The 20,320-nt window shown below is 75.2% G+C and carries 19 protein-coding genes and 1 tRNA gene; 3 read left to right on the top strand and 17 right to left on the bottom strand.

All coding sequences use genetic code 11. From position 1 onward, the window contains the following. Positions 1–17: 17 nt before the first annotated feature. The 7 genes from V1J52_RS09085 to V1J52_RS09055 form a co-directional block, all read right to left on the bottom strand. Entirely contained in the window at positions 18–686 is a 669-nt protein-coding gene (locus V1J52_RS09085) for a DUF8185 domain-containing protein (RefSeq protein WP_330139137.1), read from the bottom strand. Then, positions 646–1,083, bottom strand: a complete 438-nt coding sequence (locus tag V1J52_RS09080; RefSeq protein WP_330139136.1) for an acyl-CoA thioesterase — start codon at positions 1,081–1,083, stop codon at positions 646–648. Before V1J52_RS09080 ends, V1J52_RS09085 begins: the two co-directional genes overlap by 41 nt. 5 nt (positions 1,084–1,088) lie before the next feature. Continuing rightward, on the bottom strand, positions 1,089–2,753 hold the full coding sequence (gene ettA / locus V1J52_RS09075; protein WP_330139135.1) for an energy-dependent translational throttle protein EttA: 1,665 nt from the start codon (positions 2,751–2,753) through the stop codon (positions 1,089–1,091). A gap of 163 nt (positions 2,754–2,916) precedes the next feature. Next, positions 2,917–4,368, bottom strand: coding sequence for a Cys-Gln thioester bond-forming surface protein (locus V1J52_RS09070; protein WP_330139134.1), 1,452 nt, complete (start codon positions 4,366–4,368; stop codon positions 2,917–2,919). A 177-nt stretch (positions 4,369–4,545) separates the two neighbouring features. Then, positions 4,546–5,004 carry a single-stranded DNA-binding protein gene (locus V1J52_RS09065; protein ID WP_330139133.1) on the bottom strand — a complete coding sequence of 153 codons (459 nt, stop codon included), beginning with the start codon at positions 5,002–5,004 and terminating at the stop codon, positions 4,546–4,548. 191 nt (positions 5,005–5,195) lie between these two features. After that, positions 5,196–7,532 carry a GTPase gene (locus V1J52_RS09060; RefSeq protein WP_330139132.1) on the bottom strand — a complete coding sequence of 779 codons (2,337 nt, stop codon included), beginning with the start codon at positions 7,530–7,532 and terminating at the stop codon, positions 5,196–5,198. Further along, positions 7,529–9,139, bottom strand: coding sequence for a dynamin family protein (locus V1J52_RS09055; RefSeq protein ID WP_330139131.1), 1,611 nt, complete (start codon positions 9,137–9,139; stop codon positions 7,529–7,531). The genes V1J52_RS09060 and V1J52_RS09055 overlap by 4 nt, the downstream gene beginning before the upstream one ends. A gap of 307 nt (positions 9,140–9,446) precedes the next feature. Here V1J52_RS09055 and V1J52_RS09050 point away from each other — a divergent pair. Then, positions 9,447–9,522, top strand: a tRNA-Arg gene (locus V1J52_RS09050). A 599-nt stretch (positions 9,523–10,121) separates the two neighbouring features. Here the strand turns inward: V1J52_RS09050 and V1J52_RS09045 are convergent. The 10 genes from V1J52_RS09045 to paaA all read right to left on the bottom strand — a co-directional run bounded on the left by V1J52_RS09045 (position 10,122) and on the right by paaA (position 18,220). Then, positions 10,122–11,021 (bottom strand): class I SAM-dependent methyltransferase, encoded by a 900-nt coding sequence (locus V1J52_RS09045; RefSeq protein ID WP_330139554.1) that lies wholly within the window; start codon positions 11,019–11,021, stop codon positions 10,122–10,124. Positions 11,022–11,141: 120 nt separating this feature from the next. Then, the gene (locus tag V1J52_RS09040) at positions 11,142–11,615 is read right to left on the bottom strand and encodes an NUDIX hydrolase (protein ID WP_330139130.1); all 474 of its coding nucleotides are present in this window, start codon (positions 11,613–11,615) and stop codon (positions 11,142–11,144) included. A 52-nt stretch (positions 11,616–11,667) separates the two neighbouring features. Beyond that, positions 11,668–12,471 (bottom strand): alpha/beta hydrolase family protein, encoded by an 804-nt coding sequence (locus V1J52_RS09035; RefSeq protein WP_330139129.1) that lies wholly within the window; start codon positions 12,469–12,471, stop codon positions 11,668–11,670. Further along, positions 12,461–13,315, bottom strand: coding sequence for a tryptophan 2,3-dioxygenase (locus V1J52_RS09030; protein ID WP_330139128.1), 855 nt, complete (start codon positions 13,313–13,315; stop codon positions 12,461–12,463). Before V1J52_RS09030 ends, V1J52_RS09035 begins: the two co-directional genes overlap by 11 nt. A 100-nt stretch (positions 13,316–13,415) precedes the next feature. Then, positions 13,416–14,192 (bottom strand): SDR family oxidoreductase, encoded by a 777-nt coding sequence (locus tag V1J52_RS09025; RefSeq protein WP_330139127.1) that lies wholly within the window; start codon positions 14,190–14,192, stop codon positions 13,416–13,418. 85 nt (positions 14,193–14,277) lie between these two features. Beyond that, entirely contained in the window at positions 14,278–15,438 is a 1,161-nt protein-coding gene (locus V1J52_RS09020) for a 2Fe-2S iron-sulfur cluster-binding protein (RefSeq protein WP_330139126.1), read from the bottom strand. A gap of 8 nt (positions 15,439–15,446) precedes the next feature. After that, complete coding sequence (paaD, locus tag V1J52_RS09015; RefSeq protein ID WP_330139125.1) at positions 15,447–15,923, bottom strand: 1,2-phenylacetyl-CoA epoxidase subunit PaaD; 477 nt, start codon at positions 15,921–15,923, stop codon at positions 15,447–15,449. A 101-nt stretch (positions 15,924–16,024) separates the two neighbouring features. Further along, positions 16,025–16,822: a 1,2-phenylacetyl-CoA epoxidase subunit PaaC gene (paaC, locus tag V1J52_RS09010; RefSeq protein WP_330139124.1), complete on the bottom strand. Its 798-nt coding sequence runs from the start codon at positions 16,820–16,822 to the stop codon at positions 16,025–16,027. After that, positions 16,806–17,117 carry a 1,2-phenylacetyl-CoA epoxidase subunit B gene (locus tag V1J52_RS09005; protein ID WP_330139123.1) on the bottom strand — a complete coding sequence of 104 codons (312 nt, stop codon included), beginning with the start codon at positions 17,115–17,117 and terminating at the stop codon, positions 16,806–16,808. Before V1J52_RS09005 ends, paaC begins: the two co-directional genes overlap by 17 nt. Next, positions 17,114–18,220 (bottom strand): 1,2-phenylacetyl-CoA epoxidase subunit PaaA, encoded by a 1,107-nt coding sequence (gene paaA / locus V1J52_RS09000; RefSeq protein WP_330139122.1) that lies wholly within the window; start codon positions 18,218–18,220, stop codon positions 17,114–17,116. The genes V1J52_RS09005 and paaA overlap by 4 nt, the downstream gene beginning before the upstream one ends. Before the next feature lie 364 nt (positions 18,221–18,584). Here paaA and V1J52_RS08995 point away from each other — a divergent pair, with 364 nt between their 5' ends. Next, a complete protein-coding gene (locus V1J52_RS08995; RefSeq protein ID WP_330139121.1) occupies positions 18,585–18,842 on the top strand; it encodes an acyl carrier protein in 258 nt (85 codons plus the stop codon). Then, positions 18,842–20,320, top strand: coding sequence for a class I adenylate-forming enzyme family protein (locus V1J52_RS08990; protein WP_330139120.1), 1,479 nt, complete (start codon positions 18,842–18,844; stop codon positions 20,318–20,320). Before V1J52_RS08995 ends, V1J52_RS08990 begins: the two co-directional genes overlap by 1 nt.

Genomic DNA, 20,320 nt, shown 5'->3' with positions numbered 1-20,320 from the left:
GCTCAGCCGGTGGCCGCTCAAGCGGGGGTGACCGGGAGCTGCCCGGGACGGCCGCTGCGGACGGCCACCGAGCCGTGCGGCGTCGCCAGCCGCAGCCACGGGCCCGCCGCGAGCAGGCGCAGCGGCCGGGAGCCGTGCAGGAAACCCAGCGCGTGGGCGGCGTGGGCGGCGCGCAGCGGCAGCCCGGTGCGGCCCAGCGGACGGGACCAGATCTCCTCGGCGAGCGCGTCCAGCCGCCGCCGGTTGCGTTCGGCCTCGGGCAGTGCCTCGGCCCGCTCGCGGAACTCGGCCACCGCCGCGGCGGCCACCGTGCGGACGGCGTCCGGCGGCAGCTCGCCCTGCGCCTCCCAGCCGGTGCGCGGCGGGAGCACCCCGGCCCAGGGCGGGCCGGTGACGGGGGCGGGGACGGCGAGCGTCGCCCCCGGCTCGTCCAGCAGCTCCAGCAGTTCCCCGGCCGCGACGGTGGTGTCCAGCGCCACCGCGTCGTCCGCGAGGCGGGCGGTGCGGACGGCCAGTACCTCGAAGCGGGCGGGCCGGGCGAACAGGGCGGCCACGCCGTCGCCCGCCTGGATGCGGACGGCGGCGTTCTTCTCCCAGCGCAGCAGGCGTTCCAGGAAGGCGGCCAGCGCGTCCGCCTGTACGGGGTCAGCGAGGGGCAGGCGGTGCCGGGTCACGGAAGCTGTCATCGAGGTAGGGCTCCAGGAAGGACCGCTCCGCGGCGCTCAACCGCCGCGGGCGGCCCTCCTCCAGGTCGTAGGGGACGATCACGGTCAGGGCCTTGGCGTAGACGGTCTCCGCGTCCTTGACCTCGTAGCCGATCGTCACCGAGGCGGCGCCGAGCTTGGTCACCCACAGCTCCACACCCACCGGCTCGTGCCGGTGCAGCAGCGGCCTCAGATAGTCGATCTCGTGGCGGGCCACCACCGCGCCGCTGGTGAAGGCGTCGGGAGCGGCCTCCCGCGCCAGCCGGAACAGCAGGTCCACACGCGCCTCTTCCAGGTACCGCAGGAAGACGACGTTGTTGACGTGCCCGTAGGAGTCCACGTCCGACCAGCGCAGGGGGCAGCGGTAGTGGTGGCGCACGTGCGTCAGCCCCGCGTCAGCTTCTTGTACGTGGCGCGGTGCGGGCGGGCCGCCTCCGGGCCGAGACGCTCGATCTTGTTCTTCTCGTAAGACTCGTAGTTGCCCTCGAACCAGAACCACCTGCTCTCGCCCTCGTAGGCGAGGATGTGGGTGGCGACGCGGTCGAGGAACCAGCGGTCGTGGGAGACGACGACGGCGCAGCCGGGGAACTCCAGCAGCGCGTTCTCCAGCGAGGAGAGCGTCTCCACGTCGAGGTCGTTGGTCGGCTCGTCCAGGAGCAGCAGGTTGCCGCCCTGCTTGAGGGTCAGCGCCAGGTTCAGCCGGTTGCGCTCACCGCCGGACAGGACGCCCGCGGGCTTCTGCTGGTCCGGGCCCTTGAAGCCGAAGGCGGAGACGTAGGCGCGCGAGGGCATCTCGACCTGGCCGACGTTGATGTAGTCCAGCTCGTCGGAGACGACGGCCCACAGCGTCTTCTTGGGGTCGATGTTGGCACGGGTCTGGTCGACGTAGCTGATCTTCACCGTGTCGCCGACCTTGATGGTGCCGGAGTCCGGCTCCTCCAGGCCCTGGATCATCTTGAACAGCGTCGTCTTGCCCGCGCCGTTGGGCCCGATGACGCCGACGATGCCGTTGCGCGGCAGGGTGAAGGACAGGTCGTCGATGAGGACCTTGTCACCGAACGCCTTGTGGAGGTTGGCGATCTCCACGACGATGTTGCCCAGCCGCGGGCCCGGCGGGATCTGGATCTCCTCGAAGTCCAGCTTCCGGGTCTTCTCGGCCTCGGCGGCCATCTCCTCGTAGCGGGCCAGACGCGACTTGGACTTCGCCTGACGGCCCTTGGCGTTGGAGCGGACCCACTCCAGCTCCTCCTTGAGGCGCTTGGCCCGCTTGGCGTCCTTCTGGCCCTCGACCTTCAGGCGCGTCTGCTTGGTCTCCAGGTACTTGGAGTAGTTGCCCTCGTACGGGTAGGCGCGGCCGCGGTCCAGCTCCAGGATCCACTCGGCGACGTTGTCCAGGAAGTAGCGGTCGTGCGTGATGGCCACGACGGTGCCCGGGTACTTGGCCAGGTGCTGCTCCAGCCACTGCACGGACTCGGCGTCCAGGTGGTTGGTGGGCTCGTCCAGCAGCAGCAGGTCGGGGGCCTCCAGCAGCAGCTTGCACAGCGCGACGCGGCGCTTCTCACCGCCGGAGAGGTTGGTGACGGGCCAGTCCCCGGGCGGGCAGCCCAGCGCGTCCATGGCCTGCTCCAGCTGCGCGTCCAGGTCCCACGCGTTCGCGTGGTCGAGCTGCTCCTGGAGCTTGCCCATCTCCTCCATCAGCGCGTCGGTGTACTCGGTCGCCATCTGCTCGGCGATCTCGTTGAACCGGTCGAGCTTGCCCTTGGTGTCCGCCACACCGTCCTCGACGTTCTCCAGCACCGTCTTGGACTCGTCCAGCGGCGGCTCCTGGAGGAGGATGCCGACGCTGTAACCGGGCGACAGGAAGGCGTCACCGTTGGACGGGTGCTCCAGCCCGGCCATGATCTTGAGCACCGTCGACTTGCCGGCGCCGTTGGGGCCCACGACACCGATCTTCGCGCCGGGCAGGAAGTTCAGGGTGACGTCATCGAGGATGACCTTGTCGCCGTGCGCCTTGCGCGCCTTGCGCATGGTGTAGATGAACTCAGCCAAGAGAAACCGTCCGGCATCGTAGGTGTCGGGATGCGGCCGCGGGCCGCGTTGACAGACATCCCATCCTGCCGCATGGGACGCCTCTGGCGGAAACCGGGCTCCGGCGCGCACCACGGCGGGTGACGTGCCGCTACCCGCACGCCACCCGCCCGTGGGGCACCGGCTACGCGTCGTCGCCCGCGCCGGGCCGGGACTGGCCCCGGCGGACCACCAGCACGGCGCCACCGCCCAGGACGAGCAGCCCGGCGGCCACCGCGACGAGCAGCGGGACGTCGGTGCCGGCGCCGGTCTCGGCCAGGTTGACGCCGGCTTCCTGCTCGCCGCCGCTGCCGCCGACCGTGACGGGCGTGCTCTGCACGCTCAGCCCCGTCCCGACGGGCTCCGCACCCTGTGTGGCGCAGTCCAGCACGCCGGAGAACGTCTGCTCGAAGCCGCCGGGCACGGGGACCGTGATCCCGTACGGCTGGTCCTCGCCCACGGGGACGGTGTGCGTGCCCGTCTCCCCCGCGGGTATCTCGTGCTCGGCCTCCCCGAGGGCGAGCGGGAAGGGGACGTCGCCCCGGTTGGTGACGGTGACGGCCACCCCGCCCGCCGCGCAGTCCCGCTGCGCCGAGACGGCGGGCACCGCCCCGCGGACCGCCCAGTTCGCCGTCGCGGTCGCGGTGAGCGCCGCGTCGCTGGAGCCCGCCACGATCTGCGCCTGGCTCCCGGTGTGCGCGCCCGTTCCGGCGAGCACGCGCCCCACGGGCACCGGCGTGGTGGCCTGGACGGTGAGATGGGCACCGGCGTCCTCGGCGTCGGCCGGCACCTCGAACCACACCTCGGTGCCGTTCCGCGCCGCGGTGACCTCCTCGCCCTCGTCGTCCACGAGCCGCACGCCCAGCCGGGTGGCGTCCGGGCCCGGGGTCACGCTCACGCTCTGGGCGCGCGTCCGCACGGTGACGGGCCCCAGCCGCTCGCCCGGCCGCCCGGCCACGGCGGGCGAGGTGAGGCTGAGCGCGCCGCGCGGCTCGGCCAGAAGGCGCGCCCGCGCCTCCAGGTGGTCGGCCAGCTTCTCCGCCGCCGGGTCGGCGGCGGTGATCTCGGGCCGCTCGCCGCCCCCGGCCGCCGCTTCGGAGTAGCGCCAGATGGCGACCTGCGTGCCCGCGGCGGCCGTCTGCGGCGTGAGTTCCCGCGCACCGGCCTGCTCGGCCAGCCGCGCCAGGTCGTCCACCTGCGGGTAGGAGTGCTCCAGGATCCAGCGGATCTTCCCGGCGTTCTCGTTGCCCTGGAGGGAGGTCGCCTTCCACGGCACCTCCCGGTACCCGGCCTCCTGCTGCGTCGAGCTGAACATGTCGATGCCGTAGGTGAGCAGGCTGCCGCCCCCGGCAACGGACATCTCGAACAGCCCTGCCGCCGTGCGCGTCCGCGTGCCGTTCTCCTCGATGACGGCCTCTCCCGAGACCTTCAGCCCGCCCAGCGTGGCCGCCGCACCTCCGTGCTGCACGCTTACGGGACCGGCCTCCCCGGCCGCAGCCGTCGGCGTCCCCGTCACCGCCGCCACCGCCGCGAGCGCGCCCGCGGCCGTGGCGGTCACCGCGCGACGGGCTGCGGCCCGTCCGCGTATCGCCTTCATGCCTGTCCCCTCGTCAACCCCGTGGTCTGCGGAATCGTAAAGATCAAGCCGCTCATGATCCCCAACTTTCACCGGAGCCACGCGTACCGCGTCGGAATCGTTATCGCCGAAAGCCGCGAAGCCGGACACTTCCCTGCGCCTGCCCGGGATTCGCCGCGCCCCAACACACCGTTGCCGTCAGCCCGTCGGGACGGACTCGGGCGCCGGGACGGGCACGGGCGGTGCGGCGGACCGGTGTGCGGGCGTGCCGGGCGGAACCCCGGTGGCGTCCGCCGGCAGCGGCGCCGAGCGCACCCACGCCGAGGTGCCGCGTGCCATGTCGTGGCCGATGGCGATCGCGTCGATCACCGCGTCCGCCGACCGCCTGCCGTCGTGCTCGTAGGTGTGGACGCGCAACCTGCCGTGCACGAGGAGGGGTTCGCCGCGCTCCACGCAGGCGGTCACGTTGTGCGCGAGCCCCCGCCAGGCCCAGACGGTGTAGAAGCTCGTGGCCCCGTCCACCCAGCTCCCGCGCTCCCGGTCGAAGCGGCGCGCCGTCGAGGCCAGCCGGAACCGCACCGAGGGGGCGCGCCCCGCGTCGCGGAACTCCGGCTTCGTCGCCACGTTGCCCACCACCGTCACCGTCGTCTCGTGCATCACCGACCGCCTCCCTGCCGTCCTGCCCTGTGGGCCCGTCCGCTGTGGACGGGCACGGACCATGCTGGTGGCGGACGCGGAATCGCGCCGACGGCTGTGCGCTACCGGCCGGTTGTGGACAACGCCGCCACCCGGGCGGGTGACGGCGCGTCAGGGGGCGATGGCCTCAGCCCTGCGGCGGGCCGGTGGGCTCAGCCCTGCGGCGGGCCGCCGGAGGCGATGACGTACTGGCCCCGCACCTCCCGGTACCGCAGCAGTTCCGCCGCCACCGGCTCCAGCACCCGGGTCCGCCCGCAGCCCGCCGCCAGACGGCGCAACCGCTGCTCCTGGGCCAGCCCGTAGGCCCGCGCGGGTCCGCGCGCCGCCGCCCGGCACAGCCACGCCAGCAGCGGCCCGCCCAGCGCGCCGCCCGCCAGCAGCGCGAACGGCACCCACGGGTCCGTGGCGAACAGGCCGGACACCGCTCCCGTCATCCAGCCGAAGCCCACCAGTTGCAGGACGAGCAGCACCGCCTGCCCCGACGCCGCCGCCGTCCACCAGCCCGGCCGGGGCGGACGGGGCGGCGGCGCCGCCGCGGCCACCGCCTCGTCCAGTGCCTCCGGCAGCCCCTCGGCCCCGCGCCACGCCGCCTCCCGCACCGTCCGGGCCCACGGCTCCGGCAGGCCGCGGGTCGCGTCCTCCGCCAGCCTGCGCACCGCCTGCGCCACCACCGGACGCGCGGCCGGGCACTCCGCCGGCGGCCCGGCCGCGCTCTCGCCCGCACCCCGGGCCCCCACGGGCTCCCCCCGGCGCTCGGCCCGGTACCTGGCGTAGCCGTGCACCAGCCCGGCCCACGGGGTGCCGCAGGCCCGCTCGGCGTGGCGCAGCCAGGTCCGTTCGGCGGTCTGGCCGACGACGGTGGCCCCGGCGGCGGTGCCGAGCCGCTCCTCGAAGTCCTCACGCACCCGCTCGGTCAGGCCCTGCGGCGGCTGCGCGCCGTCGGCGACGTAGACGGGGCGCAGCCCGCCCAGCTCCCGGTCCACGTCGGCGGCCAGCCGCCGCGCCGGCGCCATCCGGGCACTGACCAGCTCGGCCAGTGCCTCCCGCAGTTCCGGCACGCCCCGGCCGGTGAGCGCAGAGACGGCGTGCACCTGGGCGCCGGGTTCGCCGTACTCGCCGAGCGCCATGCCGTCCTCGTCCAGCACGCGCCGCACGTCCCCGAGCACCTCGTCGGCCGCGTCGCCGGACAGCCGGTCGATCTGGTTGAGCACGACGAAGGACACCTCGGCGTGTCCGGCGAACGCCTTGAGGTAGCGCTCGTGCAGGATCGCGTCCGCGTACTTCTCCGGGTCCACGACCCAGATCACCGCGTCCACCAGGCCCAGCAGCCGGTCCACCTGCTCGCTGTGGCCGGGGACGGCCGAGTCGTAGTCGGGCAGGTCGAGCAGGACGAGGCCGCGCAGGCTCAGGTGCGAGGCGTCCCGCAGGTGCGCGCGGCGGCGCGCCCTGACCGGCACGTCGAGCCGCTCCAGCAGCCCTTCGGCCGCGTTCCGGTCGGTGGTCGTCTCCCACACGCAGGCGACGGGCGTGGCCGTCGTCGGCCGCCGCACCCCCGCCTCGGAGAGCTGGGCCCCGGCGAGCGCGTTGAACAGCGACGACTTCCCGCTGCCGGTCGGTCCGGCGACGGCGACGGTGGTGTAGGAGCGGGACAGCCGCCCGCGCGCCGCCGCCTCCTCCAGGACCCGCCCCGCTCCCGCGAGCGCGTCGGCCTCCAGCCGGGTGCGGGAGAGGCCGACGAGTTCGTGCAGGGCGCGCAGCCGGTCCGCGAGCCCGCTCTCGCTCCCGCGCGCCCGCCGCCCCGGCGCCACCGGGTCCGGCGGGGTGGCCGGGACCGGCGGAGCCGCCGGGGCGGCGGGCGCGGACGCGGGTGACAGCAGCGCGGGGCCGGGTTCCGTGCGGTCGGCGGGCAGCACCTCTGGCCGCGGCTCCCGGCCGGTTCCCGCTGCGGGGCCCCTCCCGGGAAGCGGCTGCCGCAGCGGGTCCGTCAGCGGGTCCGTCAGGGGCCGCGCCGCCAAGTCCGGTTCCGTCACCAGCGCCTGGCCCGCAGCCGGACCCGGAGGCATCAGCGGACCCGGCTCCGTCAGCGGGCACGGTTCCGCGTACAGGCCCGAGCCCGGTTCCGGGCCCGGTTCCGCGTACAGCCCCCGCACCGGTTCCGGCCGCGTCCACGGAGCCGGTTCCGGCGGCGGGCCGGAACCGGGCCGCAGCGGGGAACCCGCCCCCGGTTCCGGAGCCGCCCGCTCCGGCGGCTCCGGCTCGCACCCCGGTTCCCCCGGCTGCTCCTCCTCCCGCGCATCCGGCCGCACCGGTTCCGGGTGCCGTCCGGACCCGGCCCGCGCCGGCTCCCCGCCGTCCAGCACGGGTACGGGGCCGCGCCGGACGCGCCGGGCGATCAGCCCGTCGTCCCAGCATTGCCCCGCGCCGTCCGGCGCTCCGGCGCTCGTGCCGTCCGCGCGGGTCTCGCCCAGCGGTCCCGTCACCTCGCTCACCTCTCCTTCTGCAGTACGGACAGTGCGGCGATCAGCTCCACCTGCGGATCGGGCCCCGGGTCCAGCTCGGCCAGCGGCGCCAGGCGCCGTTCGCGCTCCTCCCGCAGGGCGCGGCCGACGCAGTCCTCCAGCAGCCGCACGCCGCGGTCCCGCAGCCGCGCGGTGGCGGCGGCGTCGAGGATCCTCTCCAGCGCCTCGTCCGCGGTCTTCCTGCGGGCGCCGCCGAGCAGGGAGGCGGCGAGCAGCGCCGCCGTCTCCTCGGCGGTGGCGAACCCGGCGCCCTCCTCGCGGTACACCTCGTCGGCCAGTTCCTCCAGGCATCGGCGCCAGTGCCGCACGAGCAGGCCCACCCGTTCGGAGGTGGACGCCAGCCCGTCAGCCGTGCGGGTGGGCACCCCGTCCGCGCCCGGCTCGTCGCGCCAGGCGCGGGCGATCTGCTCGTCGGCGGCGCCGACGGCACCGGCCAGCAGGGCCACCAGCCCCTCCGCGCAGGCGTCCAGCAGCTCGTCGCCACCACTGTCCACGGGGAAGCCCCGCCAGTGCACCACCGCGTCCCCGGCCAGCAGTTCACCCGCCGCGAGCTGGCGGCGCACCCGCTGGACCGCGGCGTCGTACGCGTCGTCCACGTGCTGCGTGAGCCGGACGGCGGCGGCGTGCTGCCGGGTGGCGGCGGCGGCCAGCTCCGGCACCCGGGCGGCCAGCGAGTCCAGCGTCCCCCAGGCCGTGCGGCAGGCGGCGCGGGCGCGTGCCGAGGGGTCCTGCGCCCGGTGGGCCAGCCACACCCGCAACGGCTCGACCGCGTTGGCGGGCAGCAGCCCCTGCCCCCCTCCGGCGGACTCGGGCAGCTCCGGAATCGTGAACCGGGGCACGTCCCCGAGCCCGGCCCGCTCCAGCAGCGCCGCGTACTGCCGCGAGACGTCAACGGCGAACTGGTGCGGCACCCTGTCGAGGACGGTGGCGAGCGTGACGTCGTACTCCTTCGCGGTACGCAGCAGGTGCCACGGCACCGCGTCGGCGTACCGCGTCGCGGTGGTGACGAGCACCCACACGTCGGCCGCGCACAGCAACTCGGCGGCCAGATCGCGGTTGGCGGCGACGAGGGAGTCCACGTCGGGGGCGTCCAGCAGGGCCAGACCGGCGGGCAGCCGGCCGTCCGTCCCCACCACGAGGGTGCCGCCCTCCTCCGCGTCCCGTTCCGCCCAGCGCTCGTCCCCGGACGCCGCCTCGCCCTCCCCGCCGGTCGCGGGGACCCGCCGCAGCCCCGGCAGCACCCGGGTGCCGTCGAACCAGTGCCGGTCGTCCGGATGGCACACCAGCACCGGCGTCCGTGTCGTGGGCCGCAGCACCCCGGCCTCGCTCACCCGGCGCCCGAGCAGCGAGTTCACCAGCGTGGACTTCCCCACCCCCGTCGAGCCCCCGATCACCGCGAGCAGCGGCGCGCCGGGGTCGCGCAGGCGCGGCACCAGGTAGTCGTCCAGCTGAGCCAGCAGCTCGGCGCGCGAGCGCCGCGCCCGCTCGGCCCCCGGCACCGTCAGGGGGAACCGCGCGGCGGCCACGCGCTCGCGCAGCGCCACGAGCGCGTCGAGCAGTTCGGTCCGTGCTTCCAAGATCGCCACATGGTGAAGAATGCCCGGTTTAAGACGTTTTTTGAAGCCTATTCGCGGGGATCGCCCCGCTTTACCCCCTGCGGCAGGGGTGACACACGCGCTCGCAGGCATAACGAGTGCACAACACCCGCCACCACCCGGCCGCCAAACCAGTGCACGAACCGCACGCGGCTGCGATTATCGGAGCCGCTTCACGGGATCTCCACACCATGGCGTGCGCGTGAAGCATCCAGGAGCCGCCAAGGGCACCCCTATCCTTGTGCGAGCAAGGTCCCCCGGGGGCTCCGCCCGTCCGCGACCGTGACGAGCCCCCGTAGCTCAGTGGATAGAGCAGGCGCCTTCTAAGCGCTTGGCCGCAGGTTCGAGTCCTGCCGGGGGCACCACTGACGCCCTGTCACAGTGGGAACGTACCCGCAGGTCAGGCCGCACCTTACCGCCCTTCCGGACGCACCGCCGCCCCACAGGCGCCCGCCTCCTGCTCCCCCGTCACGGCTCCGACGTGCGCGGGACGCGCGCCGAGACGGACGTGCTCGGCCGCCAGCGGACGACGTCACCAGCCGCGGACGGCGGATGCGGGCGCGGTCAGCCGGGGCCGTCGAGCGTCCGGCCCAGAACCCCGTCAGTGCCGTCCTGCAGAGCGACGGCTCTCTCACGGAGGCGGTCGCGGCTAGCTGACGACCCGGCGACGGAGACCCGCGTCGCGCAATAATGTCCGTCCTCGACCCCGGCCAGACGGCGCCCACCGCTCACAAGGGCTCATCCTCATCTACCGCCCGCCCCGAAGCCGCCACTTCGGCAGTTGCCGAACTCGCCCGAAGAACCCGCAATGCCGGACTCCGCGGAAGTAAGCAAAAACCGCCACCCCTCCCCCTAAACCCCCAGCCCATCCCCTCTGCTCCCCGCGCCAGCGGGGGTCCGGGCTCGGCGACGACCTGCTGTCCACGCTGTGCGCCTGCTCCCCGCGCCAGCGGGGGTCCGGGGTTCAGGGGGCGGTTCGTTGGAAGTGCCAGATGATCTCGGCCGGCACTCCGGCGTTGGCGGCCGCTGCCGCGTCGGGGACCAGTTCGGCGAGGGACCAGGGCCACACTTCCCACGGCCCCGGTTCCGTCGTGGGCGTCCTCGGCGGTTCCTGCGGGCCGGGCGGTTCGCCGGTGGGGGCCACCGGCTCCTCGCAGCGGCGGACCTGCAGGCCCGCCGCGAGCGCGGCGCGCAGGTAGTCCCCGGTCGCGTGGCGGTGGCTCTCCAGCCGCCCCGGGCGCCCGTCCGGCAGGCACACCGGGGGAACGGCGCCCCGCAGCACCCGTTCGGGGTGGATGTCGGAGGTCAGGAGGTGTCCGCCCGGGCGCAGCACCCTGGCGAACTCCGCCATCACCGGGTGCAGGTCGGGGACGTGCGTCAGGGCCAGGGAGCAGACGGCCAGGTCCACGGCGGCGTCGGCCACGGGGAGCCGGTGCAGGTCCCCGAGGTGGAACGTGCCGTCCGGCACGCGGGCGCGGGCCCGCCCGAGCATCTCCGGTGAACTGTCGACGCCGAGGACCCGGTGGCCGCGCCTGGCCAGCAGGGCCGCGAGCCGGCCGGTGCCGCACGCGGCGTCCAGGGCGACGCCCGGCGACAGCCCGTCCAGGATCTCCCCCAGCACCGGTTCGTCGAGGTCGAAGGCCGTGTTGGGGCCGTCATACGTCCGCGACCAGATCCGGTATCCCTCGGACGTGCGCACCCGGGCGACGTCCACGGCCGCGTCGGCCAGCGACGCGTCGTCGAGCAGCCTGCGGATCTCGGCGACGCGCGCCTCGGCGAACTCGCGGTCGTGCTCCCCGGTGAACGTACGCAGCAGGGCCAGGCCCTCAAGGCCCAGCAGATAGGCCAGCGGACTCTCATACATCACGGCGCGACGCTAGCGGCGTCCCCTGCGCGGCGCCACCGCATTGACACTTGGCCGAGGAGTGACGGTCCGCTGAGCCCGGTCACACGGCAGGACGCCGCCGAGGGGCGCGGCGGGGGCTCAGTGCTGGATGAGGCCGCCGGTCGGGACGGGGGGTACGTGGCCGGTCGGGGGGCGGGTGCGGGACAGGGCCAGGCCGGTGTCGACCAGGGAGGAGCGGCGCAGTCCGGCGACGTCGGCGAGCGGGGTCCAGACCGACTCGACGACCGCGCCGCCGGGCTCGGGCCGGAGCCGGCCGCCGGTGATGCGGACCTGGTAGAAGACGCCGACGTTCTGGTGGTCCCCGCCGCCGGGGAGGGTGCGTTCGGCGGCGGGGATGATCCGGGAGTCCACGCCCAGCAGGCGGTCGGCCACCGCGTCGCAGCCCGTCTCCTCGGCGACCTCCCGGATCACCGCGTCGAACGGGTCCTCCGCGTGCTCGACCTTGCCGCCCGGCAGGCTCCAGGTGCTCTCGCCCTCCGGTGACACGTGGCGGACGAGCAGCACCCGTCCGTCCTCGACGCACACGGCGTACGCCGCCAGCCGGAAACTCACCCTGGTACCCCCTGTCGGATCTCGTGCCCGCGTCCGGGAACAGTGTCCACGGTCAGGGGCGGGCGCACAGCTCCCCCAGGGTGGCGGCGACCGCGCGGGCGGCGGGCGCGCCCGGCTCGATGAGCGTGTAGTGGCCGGTGCCGGGGAGCACGACGGTGCGCAGGTCGCGGTGCACCGCCGCGTAGTCCGCGTACTGGGTGAGCGGGACCTCCTCGTCGACGGCTCCGTGCAGCAGCACGGTGGGGACTCCGGTCGTGCCCGGGCCGCGCAGCAGGGTGAGGGGGTCCACCGAGGGGAGCCGTTCCTCGAACCGCTCCGGGCCGCCGAGGAGTTGCAGGGCGGCGTCGTCGCTGAGGCGGTCACGGCGGGTGGCGGTGAGGTCCGTGATCGGGGCGAGCGCCAGCACGGCGGCGGGCAGGCTGCGGGTGTGCCAGCGGGAGCCGGGGGGCAGCAGGCCGCGGGCCGCGCACCACAGGGCGAGGTGGCCGCCCGAGCAGTGCCCCGCCAGGACGTAGGGCCGCCCCTGCGGCAGGGTGTCCGTGAGCCGGGCGACGTCGTCGAACGTCCCGGGGTAGCCGCCGGCGCCGCCGGAGCGGCGGAAGCCGGGCAGCAGCACGTCGAAGCCCTGCCGGGCGAGGTAGGCCGCGAAGGGTGTCAGGTGCATCCGGTCGTAGCGCCAGTAGCCGCCGTGCAGCAGGATCACCAGCGGGGCGCCGGGGTCCTCGGCGGGCCAGGCGTCGTAGACCTGGTGGGGGTGGTCCCCGTAGGAGCCGTGCGCGGGTGCCAGGACGGGCTTCAGGCCGAGGACTCGCTGCTCCTCCTCGGCCGCGAAGGCGGAGATCGGCCTAGACGGCACCGCGCACCTCCCACAGTTCGGGGAAGACCGGGCGGGCCGCGCGCTCTTCCAGCCACGCGAGTCCGGTGGAACCGGCGCTGCCGCTCTTGGTGCCCATGGCGCGGCGTACGACCATGACGTGGTCGAAGCGCCAGCGCGCGACGAGTTCGGCGGTGTCGGTGAGGAGTTCCCCGAGGGCGAGCAGCGGGTGGTGCCGGGGACCGGCGTAGACCTGCCGCCAGGCTTCGGCCACGCCCGGGTCACTGGTGTGCGGGATGGTCACGTCCCGGTCCCGGACGTGCCCGGGGACGGGCAGGCCCTGCCGGTGCAGGTAGTGCAGCACCTCGTCGTAGAGCGACGGTTCGCGGTACGCCTCGCCGAGCGCCTCGTGGACGGCGGTGTCGCCCTGGTGCAGGCGGAGCATCTGGGCGGACTTGTCGCCCAGGAGGAACTCCATGTGCCGGTACATCGCCGACTGGAAGCCGGACGCCTGTCCGAACGCGGCGCGGAAGCCGTTGAACTGCGCGGGTGTCAGGGCGGCGATCGGCGTCCAGGACGCGTCGAGGGCGGTCAGGGCACGCCGGCCGCGCACCAGGGCGTCCATGGCGGCGTGCAGGTCGTCCTTGGCGAGGGCCGTCCGCGCGGCGCGCCACTCGTGGACGATCAGGGTGAACCACAGCTCCATCACCTGGGTGGTGACCAGGAACCCCATCTCGTCCGGTGCCTCGGTGAGGGGGTGTTGCAGCGTGTTGAGGGTGGACGCGCGGACGTAGCGGTCGTAGGGGCTCGCGCCCGGGAAGGCCCGGGTCAGCGGGTCGAGGTCGGCGGCGGCGGGCGGCGCGGGGGCTGGGGCGCGGTCGTTCATGGCATCTCCTGGTGGTGCCGTCGGCGGGGACGCGGCCGGGGGGCCGGGGCCGGGGCGTCCGGTCGTGCGGCGCGGGGAGGCGGTGCCGCGGGCGGCCTTCTCACACGCCGAGGTGGACGCCGCCGGAGGCGTCGATCCACTGGCCGGTCACCCAGCGGGCGTCGTCGCTCGCCACGAAGGAGACGACGTCGGCGATGTCGGCGGGGGCGCCGAGGCGACCGAAGACGGAGGCTTCCGAGTACCGCTGGCGGATCTCCGGGATGCTCAGCGTGGGGTTGATCTCGGTCTCGGTGTAGCCGGGCGCGACGCTGTTCACGGTGATGCCCCGGGGGCCCAGTTCCTGCGCGAGGGCGAGGGTGAGGTAGTCCAGCGCGGCCTTGGTCATGGTGTAGGCGGCGATCGGCGGGAAGGCGACGCGGGTGGCCACGGAGGAGATGTTGACGATCCTGCCGCCGTCGCGCAGCCGGTCCAGCGCGCGCTGGATGATGAAGAACGGTGCCTTGGTGTTGATGGCGAAGACCCGCTCGTAGTCCGCCTCGGTGACGGCCTGGAGCGGGCGCGGGAGGTTGGTGCCCGCGTTGTTGACGAGGATGTCGAGGCCAAGCTGCGCGTCCTGGGCGGAGAGGGCCTGGTCGAAGGTCTCCCAGAGGGTGTCGGCGTCGCCGGGTACGCCGAGTTCGGCGTGGACGGGGAAGGCCCGGCCGCCGTCGTCCTCGATCTCGCGGACCGTGCGCTCGGCCGCCGTCCGGTCGTGCCCGTAGTGGACGGCGACGAGGGCGCCCTCGCGGGCCAGCCGGCGGCTGATGGCCCGGCCGATGCCGCGGCTGCCTCCGGTGACCAGGGCGGTCTTGTTCTCGTGGCGCGGAGTGGTGGTCACTGTCTTCTCCTTCGGGTGAGCGGGGGCCGGGCGGGGCGCGCGGCCGGTTCGCGCGGGGTCACGCGTACGGGGTCATGCGTCGGGGTCATGCGTCGAAGTCGAGGGTGAGTTCGGGGCCCAGGGGCCGGGCCCGGCACGCGAGGGTGTAGCCCGCGGCCACCTCGTCGGCGCCGAGGGCCTCCAGGGTTTCCGCGGCCACCCGGCCGGACAGGACGCGGGCCCGGCAGCTCCCGCACACGCCCTCCCGGCAGGCGTAGGGCACCTCGGGGTGGGCGCGCAGCAGCGCGTCCAGGACCGTGGCGTCCTCGGGCCCCGCGGTGGCCAGGCGGCGCCGGCCGCCGAGCAGCGCGGTGACGCGGGTCCGGTGCGGGGCGGCCGCCGGCGGGGACGGCGCGCCGTCCGGTGCGGTGCCCGGTGCGGTGCCCGCGGGGGTGAACACTTCCGAGCGGACCTGGTCCGGGTCGGCCCCCCGTGCCGTGAGCGCCCGGCGCAGGGCGGTGACCAGACCGGCCGGGCCGCACAGGGCGAACGTGGTGCCGGGGCCGGGGCGGGCGTCGGCCGCGGTGAGCAGGCGCGCGAGTTTCACGTCGTCGATCCGCCCGCCGGACAGCCCGCTGCCGTGCTCCTCCCGGGTGAGGACGTACAGGACGGCGAAGCGGTCGACGAACGCGTCCTTCAGCTCGGACAGTTCGTCGGCGAGCAGGGCGTCGGCGGCCGTCGGGACCGAGTGGACCAGCAGGACGCGGCAGGCCGGGTCGGCGCGCAGGGCGGCTGCGGCCATGGCGGCGAGCGGGGTGACGCCGGAGCCGCCCGCGATCAGGACGTGGTGGCCGCCGGGCCGCTCGGGCAGCGCGAACGCGCCGGTGGGCGGGGACACCTCCAGGACGTCGCCGGGCGTCAGGCGGGTGGCGGCGTGGGCCCCGAAGCCGTCGGGGGCGCCGCGCCGGATCACCAGGCGCAGCGCGGCCGGGTCGGCGGGCGGCGGGCACACCGAGTAGCTGCGGCGCAGCTCCGTCCCGGCGCGGCGGTGCCGGACGACGACGTGCTCCCCGGGCCGGTGGGCGAAGACGTCGCGCAGGGCGTCGGGCACCTCGAAGGTGACCGCGACGGCGTCGGGGGTGAGCTGCCGGACGTCGGCGATGGCGAGCGGGTGCCAGCCGGTGCGCCGCCCGGCGGCGCCGGACCGTCCGGGCTGGCCGGGGCGTCCGGGCCGCGGGGCGGCCGGGCCCGGGTCGGTGGTGTGCACGGTCGGCCTCACAGCGCGCTCAGGTGGGGGAACAGCTCCCGGCAGGCCGTGCACCGCAGCACGGACTGGCAGCGGGCCGGGCCGAAGGGGCTGTGCGGCCGGGTGGCGCGGGAGCCGCAGTGCGGGCAGGGCACCGCGGCCAGCGCGACGGGGACCGGCCCGTCCGCCGGGGCGGGTCCGGGCGGGGCGATGCCGTGGGCGGCGAGCTTCTCCCGGCCCGCCGCCGTGATGAGGTCCGTCGTCCACGGCGGGGACAGCACCTGCCTGACCCGCCCGTCGGGGTGGCCGCTGGCGGTGAGGACGTCCTGGATCGCGGAGACAATGGCGGGCAGCGCCGGGCAGCCCAGGTAGGTGGGGGTGATCTCCACGTCGAGCGCTCCGTCGGCGGCCGGGGCGACGGAGCGGATCACGCCGAGGTCGCCGAGGCTGATCACCGGCAGCTCCGGATCGGGCACCGCCTCCACCAGGGCGCGGACCTCCGCCACCGCGCGGACGGGAAGCGGGGACGGGGATGGGGCGGACGGTGGCGCCGGGGGCGCCGTCCGGGACGGCGCCTCCGGCCGCGTCCGCGGGTGGTGCGGGCCGTTCACCAGCGGCCTCCCGGGAACTGGCGGTGGACCGATTGCAGTTCGGCGATCAGCGGTCCGAACTCCTCGGTGTGCAGGCCCGCCCGCCCGCCCCGGGCCTGCCAGCGCGGGGCCGGCACGGTCAGGCCCGCGCGGGTCACGACCGCGCGCACGCGCTGCTCCCACACCGGGTGGAGCGGGGCCGGTGAGGGTGCCGTGCCCGCCGCCGCGACGTGGCGCACCAGCTCGTCCTCGTCGAACAGTTCGGCGGTGTAGGGCCACACCCGCTCCAGGCCCCGCTGCATGCGGCGGGAGCTTTCGGGCGTGCCGAGTCCCAGTTGCAGCGTCCAGTCCTCGGCGTGCATCCGGTGGAAGGCGACCTCGCTGGCGGCCCGCCGCCCGAACGCGGCCAGCCGGGGGTCCGCGCGGCCGGCCAGGGCCTCGTAGTACAGGACGGCGTAGTGGGTGTAGGCCAGTTGGCGGGCGATCGTCGCGGCGAAGTCCCCGCCGGGCAGCTCGGTCAGCAGGGCGTTGGTGAACTCCCGGTCGGACCGGGTGAAGGCGAGGTCGTCCTCGGTGCGTCCGGTGCCGTCTATCTCCCCGCTGAGGGTGAGCAGCGTGCGGGCGTGGCCGATCAGGTCGAGGGCGATGTTGGACAGGGCCATGTCCTCCTCGATCGTCGGTGCCCGCGTGATCCACTGGCACAGCCGCTGTCCGAGGACGAGGGCGTCGTCGCCCAGGCGCAGCGCGTGCGCGGCGAGGCGGGCGTCGGCACGGACGGCTCCGGTGGCCGCGGCCGGGTCAGTCGAGGTGGTCACCGTCGGGGCCTTTCTCGGTCAGCGGCGCGAAGTGCTCCGGGTACCGGTAGGGCTTGTGGCGGGCGCCCTCGAAGAAGGGGTCGTGTTCGTCCGGGGACGCCGCGTGCACGGCGTCCGAGCGGACCACCCACAGCGAGAGCGGGTCGCCGCGCCGGGTGTACAGGTCGCGGGCGCGCAGCAGGGCGGTGTCGGCGGCGGCGGCGCGCACGGACCCGACGTGCTGGTGGGCCAGGCCCCGGCGGGGCCGCAGGAAGACCTCCCAGGACGCCGGGGCGCCCTCCGGCGGGCGGTTCATCCGCGCTCTCCCGCCCGGCCCGGCGCGGCCTCCGCCGCGCCCGCGCCCGCGTCCGCAACCGTGGACGCCGCCACGTCCGCGACCGCCTCCGCAGCCGGGGGCGGGCCGTCGTCGCCGAAGCGTGCGGCGTACGCGGCGGACGCCTCCCGCACCCAGGCGCCGTCCTCGTGCGCCGCACGCCGGTGGGCGACGCGCTGCCGGGACCAGTGCGTGTCGTCGCCCAGCGCCGCGCGGTAGACGTCCCAGTCGACGGGGGTGAAGTCGTAGTGGCCGCGCTCCTCGTTCCAGCGGATCGCCGGGTCGGGGAGGGCGAGCCCGAGGCGTTCGGCCTGCGGCACGCAGCCGTCGACGAAGCGCTGGCGCAGTTCGTCGTTGGTGTGGCGCTTGATGCCCCAGGCCATGGCGCGGCGGGAGACCGCGGCGCCCAGGGCCGCGGTGCGGGCGTCGGCGCCGCCCGCCTCGGTGTCGGGCGGCCCGAACATCAGGGCCACGGCCGGCAGCCACCAGCGGTCCACCGCGTCCTGGGCCATCGCCTTCTGCTCAGGGGTGCCCTCGCACAGGGCCCGCAGGAGGTCGTACCCCTGCCGTACGTGGAAGGTCTCCTCCTGGCAGACGCGGCGCATCGCCCGCGCGTACGGGCCGTAGGACGTGCGGCACAGGGGCGCCTGGTTGAGGACGGCGGCGCCGTCGGTGAGCCAGGCGATGGCGCCGGTGTCCGCCCATGTCAGCGCGGGGTGGTTGAACGTCGCCGAGGCCCGCTGCTGACCCCGGTGCAGGGCGTCGAGCAGGTCGGCCCTGTCCACGCCCAGCGTCTCGGCGGCGGAGTAGAGGTACATCCCGTGCCCGGCCTCGTCCTGGACCTTGGCGAGGAGCACCGACTTGCGGTGCAGGGAGGGCGCCCGGGTGAGCCAGGCGCCCTCCGGCTGCATGCCGATGATCTCGGAGTGGGCGTGCTGCGCGATCTGGCGGACCAGCATCCGGCGGTAGCCGTCGGGCGTCCAGTCCCGGGGCTCGATGGTCTCCCCCGCGGCGATGAGGGCGTCGAAGTGGGCGAGCAGTCCGTCCTGCGCGGCGGATGCGGTGCCGTCCGGCTGTGCGGTCATGCGGCGCCTCCGCGGCCGGTGTCCGGCGCGGCGGGTCCGTACCGGTCGTGGGACCGGACGTGTGGCCTGGGCACGGGCATCACTCCTTCGGCGCTCCTCGGGCTGCGGCACGCACGCCCGGCGCGCCGCGGCCACCCGGCCCGCCGGGCGGGTGGCGTGCTCCCCGCCCCGGAAAGAGGCCCCGCACGGGCTCCGCTATCCCCGGGCCGGGCGGTGCGGGCGGGTGAGAAAGGTCACGCGGGGGTGCGGGGATCGCGGTGCGCCGCGCGGGCCTCTTGTCCGGGTGACACGGGACCCACGCGATGTGTTCGGCGGCCACTCGCCGCAGCGGAAGCGGCCACTCGCCGCAGCGAAAGGGGAAAGCATGAGCGTCATCAGGGAGTTGCTCGTCGAACTCACCGGCACCGCCGAGTTCGCCGACGCCGGGCGGGTCGGTGACGACGTCGACCTCGCCGCGAGCGGCATCGACTCCGGTGACCTGGTGCGTCTGGTCCTGCTCGTCGAGCAGCGGGTCGGTGTGGAGATCACGGCCGACGACATGGAGGAGCTGCGCACGATCGCCGACTACGAACGGTTCGTGGCCGAGCGGTCGGACGCCGGCGCGGGCGCCGGCGGTGCGTGATGTGGCTGACGCAGCTGCTGGAACGCAACCGCCAGTGCTGGCCGGACCGCCTGGCGCTGGTCGACGAGCGGCGCCGGGTCACCTGGTCGCAGCTCCATGACCGCGTGCTGGAACTGGCGCGGGGCCTGGCCGAGCTGGGCGTCGAGCGCGGCGACCGCGTCGCGGTGCTGTCCAGGGACCGCGTCGAGGTCCTGGAGACCTACTTCGCGCTCGCCCGGCTCGGCGCGCTGTTCGTCCCGCTGAACCACAGCCTGGCCGTGCCCGAGATCGCGGGCATCATCGAACGGGTCGGGGCGGTGGCCGTCCTCGGCGAGGCGGACCTGCTGGAGCGGCACCCGGAGCTGCCCGCGCCGGGGCGGATCAGGATGGCGCTGGACCAGCCCGCGTTCGAGGCGCTGGGCAGCCTGGCCGCCGGGCGTGAGCTGCCCGCGGTGGCCGACACCGACCCGGTCGCCGTGCTGCACACCTCGGCGACCACCGGGCAGGCCAAGGGCGTGACGGTCGACAGCGCCTCGTTCCGGGCGATCGCCCTGGGCTGGCTGGTCATGGCGCGTCCCACCGAGGACATCGTCATGGTCAACTGCTGTCCGCTGTACCACGGCAGCATGGTGGTGTCCCTGACCTACCTGGCCGCCGGCGCCACCGTCGTGCTCATGCCCGGTTTCACGCCGCAGCGGGCGCTGGCCGCGGTGGAGGAGCACCGCGCCACCCACATGTGGCTGGTCCCGCAGATGCTCCGCTTCATGCTCCGGGCCAAGGGCGCCGGACGCGCCGACCTGTCCTCGCTGCGGGAGGTCCTCTACGGCGCCGCCCCCATGCCCCTGGACGTGTACGCCGAGGCGGTGGAGCGCCTCGGCTGCGGTTTCCGGCAGGTCTACGGCATGACGGAGGTCGGCGGGCCGTTCGTCACCCTCGGCCCCGACGAGCACCCGGCCCCCGGGGACGTCACCGCCCGCATCCCCTGCGGACGCGTCGTGCCGGGCATGTCGGCCCGTGCGGTCGACGCGGCCGGACGGGAGCTGCCGCGCGGCGAGACCGGCGAGATCATCGTGCGCGGTCCGGGCCTGATGCAGGGCTACTGGAACGACCCGGAGGCCACCCGCGAGATCCTCCTGGACGGCTGGGTCAGGACCGGCGACCTGGGCTTCGTCGACGACGCGGGCCGCATCCACCTCGTGGACCGCAGCAAGGACCTCATCATCCGGGCGGGACAGAACGTGTACCCCTCGGAGATCGAGCGCGCCCTGATGTCCCATCCGGCGGTCCGGGACGCCGCGGTCGTCGGCATGCCCGACGAGGACTACGGCGAGGTGCCGCTGGCGTACGTCGTCGCCGGACCGGACACCACGGCCGCGGACCTGCTCGCCCACGTCGGGCGGCTGCTCGCGCCCTACAAGCGCCCGCGCCGCGTGGAGTTCATCGAGCAGGTGCCCCGCAATCCCGCCGGGAAGATCGTCAAGAAGCTGCTGCGGGCCTGA

The organism is Streptomyces solitudinis (assembly GCF_036323765.1).
Lineage (GTDB): Bacteria > Actinomycetota > Actinomycetes > Streptomycetales > Streptomycetaceae > Streptomyces.
This window is presented reverse-complemented; position numbering and strand designations above follow the sequence as displayed.

Excerpts from the sequence above, each read along its gene's own strand:
- V1J52_RS09070 (WP_330139134.1), bottom strand. The coding sequence starts at position 4,368 with ATGAAGGCGATACGCGGACGGGCCGCAGCCCGTCGCGCGGTGACCGCC.
- V1J52_RS09030 (WP_330139128.1), bottom strand. The coding sequence starts at position 13,315 with ATGAACGACCGCGCCCCAGCCCCCGCGCCGCCCGCCGCCGCCGACCTC.
- V1J52_RS08990 (WP_330139120.1), top strand. The coding sequence starts at position 18,842 with ATGTGGCTGACGCAGCTGCTGGAACGCAACCGCCAGTGCTGGCCGGAC.
- V1J52_RS09045 (WP_330139554.1), bottom strand. The coding sequence starts at position 11,021 with ATGTATGAGAGTCCGCTGGCCTATCTGCTGGGCCTTGAGGGCCTGGCC.
- V1J52_RS08995 (WP_330139121.1), top strand. The coding sequence starts at position 18,585 with ATGAGCGTCATCAGGGAGTTGCTCGTCGAACTCACCGGCACCGCCGAG.
- paaA (WP_330139122.1), bottom strand. The coding sequence starts at position 18,220 with ATGACCGCACAGCCGGACGGCACCGCATCCGCCGCGCAGGACGGACTG.
- V1J52_RS09085 (WP_330139137.1), bottom strand. The coding sequence starts at position 686 with ATGACAGCTTCCGTGACCCGGCACCGCCTGCCCCTCGCTGACCCCGTA.
- V1J52_RS09005 (WP_330139123.1), bottom strand. The coding sequence starts at position 17,117 with ATGAACCGCCCGCCGGAGGGCGCCCCGGCGTCCTGGGAGGTCTTCCTG.
- V1J52_RS09065 (WP_330139133.1), bottom strand. The coding sequence starts at position 5,004 with ATGCACGAGACGACGGTGACGGTGGTGGGCAACGTGGCGACGAAGCCG.